Here is a 6,086-nt window from a genome sequence, read left to right as displayed (position 1 = left end):
CAACGCTGTTTAGTCTTTCTTGGCTGTGAACCGATAGGTCAGTTCCTTTTGGAAAATACTGCCTAAGCAATCTGTTTGTATTTTCATTGGAGCCGCGTTGCCAGGGGGATTGGGGATCGCAGAAGTAAACCTGGATATCTGTGGCTACAGTAAACCGGGTGTGGTTAGTCATTTCAGCACCCCGGTCCCATGTTAATGTTTTATAAAGCTCAGCAGGTAATTCCCGGGCTTGTTTGATGAGTGCAGATATAACCGTTATGGTCTTGTTGTCCCTGATCCTGGCCAGCATAACAAAACGGGAATGACGTTCTACGAGGGTGACGATATAGGAGTTTTTAGAGCCCTGGATCAGGTCACCTTCCCAGTGACCTGGTATGGCTCTGTCGGCGGCTTCAGGTGGCCTTTCGCTGATAAAGATCGTATTCGGGATTGACCCTAATCCTTTCCCTTTAAGCGATGATGTTCTGGATCTACGCACGACTCTTCCGCTTCTGAGGCATTGCTGCAGTTCTTTTTTTAATGCACCCCGGGTTTGTATAAAAAGCGTTTTATATATCGTTTCGTGTGACACATGCATTTCCTGATTATCCGGATAACAGCGTTTCAGCCAACCGGTGATTTGTTCCGGCGACCAGTCCTGATACATCTTCTCTGCGATGATTTTACACAGTGTGGGTCTTTCAATTAGCTTGCAAGGTTTTGGTCTCAGAGCATTTTCCCACGCAGCAGTATCCGCTTTTGATGCACGGTATTGTTTTGCACCACCGTGCCTCTTGATCTCCCGGCTAATCGTTGAGGGGGCTCTCGAGAGTTTGTTTGCGATCGCCCTGATGCTGATTTTTGCTACCAGCGCTCTGGATATTTCCTCTCTTTCATAAAGTGAAAGCGCTAACGGATGACGCTTTCGGACAGGGGGGCGGTATCCACCAGTCTGGTGGATAGTGGGCATAATAGAAGAATGATATCTGTCGAACATTCTGGCGATATCATGCAGGGAATCTCCTTGCTTATATCTGTCCCAGATAATCGCTTTCTGTTCCGGCGTGTAGTTAATACGCGTTCTTCGTTTCATGGCAACGTCCCCCTTCGATTAAGGATAGCGTTGCATCGACCCATTGAACTCACAGCGAAAAGCGGACATAGCAGAGCCATGATAAATCTTAACGCACTGCAGACAGTTTCCGTCTGACGAACGACTATAGGCTGATGTCAGTTATTTAAGATATGAAGTGGCAGCCAGCAGGTTGCCACTTCTGATTTACCAGTTCTGCTTCGTAGGAGAGACAATAAGGTCGTTGACCGTCACGTTTTTAGGCTGGTTGAGCGCATAGACAACCGCATTAGCCACATCCTGCGGGCTGATAGCAATTTTTGTCAGTTCCTGCGCTACTTTACGCCCTTCCGGATCACTCACCTTATCAGCCCATCCGGTGTTTATAACGCCGGGGCTGATGGTATTGACGCGGATGCCCTTATTCACGCCCAGATCTTTACGCATAGATTCCGTCATGGCGTGCACAAAGAATTTGGTCGAACTGTACACACCTGCGCCGGCGTCTACCTGGTGGCCTGCCACAGAAGCCATGTTCAGGATCTGGCCGTCACTTTTGCTGAGCATAACCGGGAGTACGGACGCAATGGCGTTCAGATAACCCTTGATATTGACGTCGACCATCTTGTTCCAGTCGTCCCACGCGATGTCACTCCAGGCTGAAAAGAGCATCAGTCCGGCGTTATTAATCAGGATATCAACGGTACCGAAGGTATCGGTGGCATGCTATACCAGCGCCTGTGTGTCTTCAAGAAGAGTCACATCCGTCACCAGACCGGAAGCATGGCCGCCTGCAGACTCAATATCCTTTACCAGCTTATCAAGGCCGATCTGATCCAGGGCTGCGGCTACGATATTCACACCATGACGTGCAAGTTCCAGCGCGGTCGCGGCGCCAATGCCCGATGACGCACCAGTAATTACAGCGGTTTTATTCTGCAGATGATTCATATACTTATCCTTTTTGATGAGGCACAGGTGGCGGGAAGATCCCGCCGGTTGTATTTATCAGTAATTCGCTTCCGGCCAGTCGGTGTAACCTTTCGCGCCGCCGCCGTAGTAGGCTTCCTTAGGCGCGATGGTCAGTTCGGCGCCATAGCGCAGGCGTTTAACTAAATCCGGGTTGGAAATAAACAGGCGGCCGAAGGCGACGGCATCGATAATCCCGGCATGACGGCGGCTGATCGCCATTTCGAGGTCATAGCTGTTGTTACCGATGAACGGACCGCTGAACTGCGCGCTCAGCGAATCCATATCCACGTCGGCAGGCACGTCACGCGACGTTGCCGTGGCACCTTCAACAAAGTGCAGATACGCCAGGTTAAAGCGGTTCAGCTGCTGGATCAGATAGCCATACATCGCCATCACGTTGCTGTCCGGCGGCGTGTTGCCTGCGTCAGGCGTTACCGGTGACAGGCGGATGCCAACGCGGTCATTACCCCAGATGTTAACGATCGCTTCAGTGACTTCCAGCGTCAGGCGCGCGCGGTTTTCAATAGAGCCGCCGTAGGCATCGGTACGCTGATTGGTTGAGTCGCGCAGAAACTGATCGAGCAGATAGCTGTTTGCAGAGTGCACTTCCACGCCGTCAAAACCTGCGCGCAGGGCGTTTTCAGCGGCATGCTTGTATTGCTCAATAATGCCCGGGATTTCGTCGGTTTCCAGCGCGCGCGGCGTTGATACCGGTACGAAGCCATTAACGGTATAGGTCTGGCCTTCGGCCTTGATTGCAGAGGGGGCGACAGGACGCTCGCCGTTGGGCTGCAGTTCAACACTGGAGAAGCGGCCCACATGCCACAGCTGGCAGACAATTTTTCCGCCTTCAGCATGGACGGCATCGGTGACTTTTTTCCAGCCGGCAACCTGTTCTTCACTCCAGATACCAGGCGTTGCTGCATAGCCACGGCCCTGAGCAGAGATGTTGGTTGCTTCTGAAATAATCAGGCCGGCGCTGGCGCGTTGCGCATAGTAAGTCGCATGTAGTTCATCTGGAATACCCTCTTCGCTGAAACGGCTGCGCGTAACAGGCGCCATAACGATACGGTTGGCCAGCTGAAGTTTCCCCATGGTAACAGGGGAAAATAAATCGGTACGGGTGGTGTTATCAGTCATAGTTACTCCAAATAGTTGACCGGTCGGCTAGTAAATTGGTGAAAAAAAATGCGGCTATACAAGTAGCCGCTTAGTGGCATTCAATGCTTTATCAAATGACATATCTGGGTCATGAATTTTCGCCATCAGTGAGGCTCCCAGCCACAACTGGTACAGCTCTTCAGCTAGTTCGTCTGCATCAACATCACCGGACAATGAGCCGTCATGCTGCCCCTGAAGGATGCAGGCGGAGATCCTACTCACGATTTCACGCGTGCCTGTCGCCAGAACGCTTCGCATGCTGTCGTACTGATCACACACTTCCGCACCAAGCTTGACGACAAGACACTTACTTTCAGGGAGATCGGCACCCTGCGTCGTTTTCCAGAAAGAGAAATAACGCAGCAGTCGCTCTCGAGCGGATTCTGCTCCACGCAGTTGTTCATCCACCTGAATAAGGTAATTGCTAAAGTAGTGCTCCAGTAAGGCCTCAGCGAACTCTTCTTTTGACTGAAAGTAGTAATAAAACGACCCCTTTGGGATCCCGGCGGCTTTGACAATCTCTGCCAGTCCGACGGCGCTGTAGCCTTTGTGGGTAATCAGCGTCCTTGCCACATCGATGATGTGCTGACGCACGTTAGTCGCTTGTTTTTTCATAATGCAGATACTGTAAATTAAAAACTGACCAGTCGTCTAGTTATCTGAGTTGTATTTTGTGCGATTAGTTTTGTTCACTGGCAGCAATCGGGTGGCGTGCTGTCCAATCGTTTTAAGGCTCTGTAGCGTGGCGCCGTCTTTGGCTTCTATCGACATCCCTTCCAGCAATGTATTCAGAACGGTTGCCATCGCGACGGTATTTGTGTCAACCGGTAACTGCTCTTCCCGTACAGCCCTGCGTAAACGTTTATCGAAGAGATCTTTTCCTTCCTGCCTGAGCACGCTGACGGCCTGGACCACATCGGCGGACTCCTGCGAAACATTGATAGCAGCAAGCACTACCATACAACCGCAAGGCGCAGAGGGTGACAGCAGGATATCGGCAGATTCACTGAAGAAGTTATCAATGGCCTGATGAATATCTTCGACCTCTTCCAGCCTTTCCCAGGTTGCTTTCCAGTAAACCTTTTCGTAATAGCTCACGGCTTCCAGAAACAGTTTTGCTTTGTTACCAAAGGCGGAATAGAGGCTGGGCGGGTTAATTTCCATCGCTTCACATAACTCGGCGACAGATGCTGGTTCGTAGCCTTTTCGCCAGAAGATATCCAGTGCGCTGAGCAAGGCTTTATCACGATTAAAACTCCTCGGTCTGCCCTTGGTTTTTTTGCTGGCTTTATTTTCGCCTGACGTTTTCATTTCGGGTCTCTCAATGGATCGCTTGACAGTTTACATAGTGATCACTATACAATAATAGCATTACTTAGTGAGCACTACAAAAAGAGAGCGGACGTGTGATTGAATCTGTTGCAAGCCTCAGTCTTTACCTGCAGTCCGCCGGCGCGCTGGGTATCGGAATTTTTTTCATCGCTTTTGTCACGGGAACGCTGCTTTTCCTTCCAGCTGCGCTTCTGACGGCACTATCAGGATGGCTGTTTGGCGTGACGGGCGGAACGCTGATGGCGCTGCTGGGAGGCATTACCTCTTCAGTGCTGGCTTTCGGGCTGGCCAGAAGTCGCCTCTTTCCGTTCGCATCACGGGCGGCGGCGAAGAGCCGCTACCTGAAGAGAGGCCTGACACTGGCGCAGCATAACGGCACCGTGCTGGTTCTTCTGCTCCGCCTGAGTTCGGTCGTGCCTTTTGCGCTGCTTAATTACGGTCTTGGTGCCAGCGGCATGTCGTTTAGAAAATATCTGGCGGCAACGGTGCCTGGCCTCATTCCGGGAACTTTTGTCTATACCGGCGCGGGAGCTGCCGTATCAGACGTGAATGCATTATTCCGGGGTGATTTTTCCCCGCTTGAATTTATGCAGGACACCAGTGTGCAAACCGGCGCGGCTCTCGCGGCACTGGGCATGGTGCTCCTTTATCTGCTGCAACGGTGCATCAGAAAAAAGATGGGTATCTGAACGGATACCCGCTGTATTTACACGGAGAAAAATCTATGAACGACACAACTTATGTGCAGGATTATAACGACATTGTTGCAGTGCTTAATCAGTACAACGAGGGCGGTAAACAGGCTAAAAGCGAGGTCATGAAGCCCGCTTTTGATGAACAGGCCACCATTTTTGGCGTTGACGGCGACGGTAACCTCACTGGCGGCTCCATTCAGGGGCTGTATGACGTTATTGACCGCGACTTCCGCCCCTCCCCCGAGGCTAAGGCCGCTATCGTTCGCGTGGATATCGTCGGGACAGCAGCCAGCGCGCGCATTGATACCGATGACATTTCAGGCTTTCGCTTCACCGACTTTTTCAACCTCCTGAAGGTGAACGGCCACTGGACCGTGGTCAGCAAGATTTACCATACCCACGTCGCATCCTGATATCCATTCCGTCAGCTCACTGATACAGCCCGCAGGCAATATCTGCGGGCTGGTAAAAGAGGAAATGAAGATGAACAAAAATATTAAAGCTGTGCCCACCGCAGATTATAAAGCCGTCACTGAAACTGCAGGCAAATATATTGAAGGGCTGCGGATCGGTAACGCTGAAACGGTGGCGGAAGCCTTCCATAAAGACGCCGTGATGTATGGTTTTACCAACGGCAAACTGCTGGGCGGCCCGGTTGAAAACCTCTACGATTTTGTTCGTGAAAATGGCAGCGCGCCTGAGATCATGACCCGGCTGGATGTTCTCGCTATTACCCCGACCACCGCCGTTGTGAGGGTCGATATGGAACAGGATGCTATTGGGGCGGATTACAACGACTATCTGACCCTGATAAAAATCGATGGGCGCTGGCAGGTAATTGCCAAAGTTTATCATCAGTTTGAAGGCTGATATTT

General features: G+C 51.3%; 7 protein-coding genes and 1 pseudogene. 3 read left to right on the top strand and 5 right to left on the bottom strand.

The window, feature by feature from the left end; genetic code table 11:
- The 5 genes and pseudogenes from RTM06_RS11260 to RTM06_RS11240 all read right to left on the bottom strand — a co-directional run.
- Window positions 1-1,072, bottom strand: a 1,072-nt coding sequence (locus RTM06_RS11260; protein ID WP_312182219.1) for an IS30 family transposase, incomplete at its 3' end; no start/stop codon positions are given.
- A gap of 186 nt (window positions 1,073-1,258) precedes the next feature.
- Window positions 1,259-2,002 (bottom strand): annotated as a pseudogene (locus RTM06_RS11255) (SDR family oxidoreductase).
- 57 nt (window positions 2,003-2,059) lie between these two features.
- Entirely contained in the window at window positions 2,060-3,163 is a 1,104-nt protein-coding gene (locus RTM06_RS11250) for an alkene reductase (RefSeq protein WP_312182217.1), read from the bottom strand.
- A 54-nt stretch (window positions 3,164-3,217) separates the two neighbouring features.
- Window positions 3,218-3,799: a TetR/AcrR family transcriptional regulator gene (locus tag RTM06_RS11245; RefSeq protein ID WP_312182215.1), complete on the bottom strand. Its 582-nt coding sequence runs from the start codon at window positions 3,797-3,799 to the stop codon at window positions 3,218-3,220.
- Between the two features lie 36 nt (window positions 3,800-3,835).
- Window positions 3,836-4,495, bottom strand: a complete 660-nt coding sequence (locus tag RTM06_RS11240; RefSeq protein WP_312182213.1) for a TetR/AcrR family transcriptional regulator — start codon at window positions 4,493-4,495, stop codon at window positions 3,836-3,838.
- Between the two features lie 95 nt (window positions 4,496-4,590).
- Here RTM06_RS11240 and RTM06_RS11235 point away from each other — a divergent pair, with 95 nt between their 5' ends.
- The 3 genes from RTM06_RS11235 (at window position 4,591) to RTM06_RS11225 (ending at window position 6,081) form a co-directional block, all read left to right on the top strand.
- Window positions 4,591-5,205 carry a VTT domain-containing protein gene (locus RTM06_RS11235; RefSeq protein WP_312182211.1) on the top strand — a complete coding sequence of 205 codons (615 nt, stop codon included), beginning with the start codon at window positions 4,591-4,593 and terminating at the stop codon, window positions 5,203-5,205.
- Window positions 5,206-5,240: 35 nt separating this feature from the next.
- The gene (locus RTM06_RS11230) at window positions 5,241-5,624 is read left to right on the top strand and encodes a nuclear transport factor 2 family protein (protein ID WP_312182209.1); all 384 of its coding nucleotides are present in this window, start codon (window positions 5,241-5,243) and stop codon (window positions 5,622-5,624) included.
- Window positions 5,625-5,694: 70 nt separating this feature from the next.
- Window positions 5,695-6,081: a nuclear transport factor 2 family protein gene (locus tag RTM06_RS11225; RefSeq protein WP_312182207.1), complete on the top strand. Its 387-nt coding sequence runs from the start codon at window positions 5,695-5,697 to the stop codon at window positions 6,079-6,081.
- Window positions 6,082-6,086: the final 5 nt, after the last annotated feature.

It is taken from the genome of Pantoea sp. CTOTU46764 (assembly GCF_031974595.1).
GTDB lineage: Bacteria > Pseudomonadota > Gammaproteobacteria > Enterobacterales > Enterobacteriaceae > Pantoea > Pantoea trifolii.
This window is presented reverse-complemented; position numbering and strand designations above follow the sequence as displayed.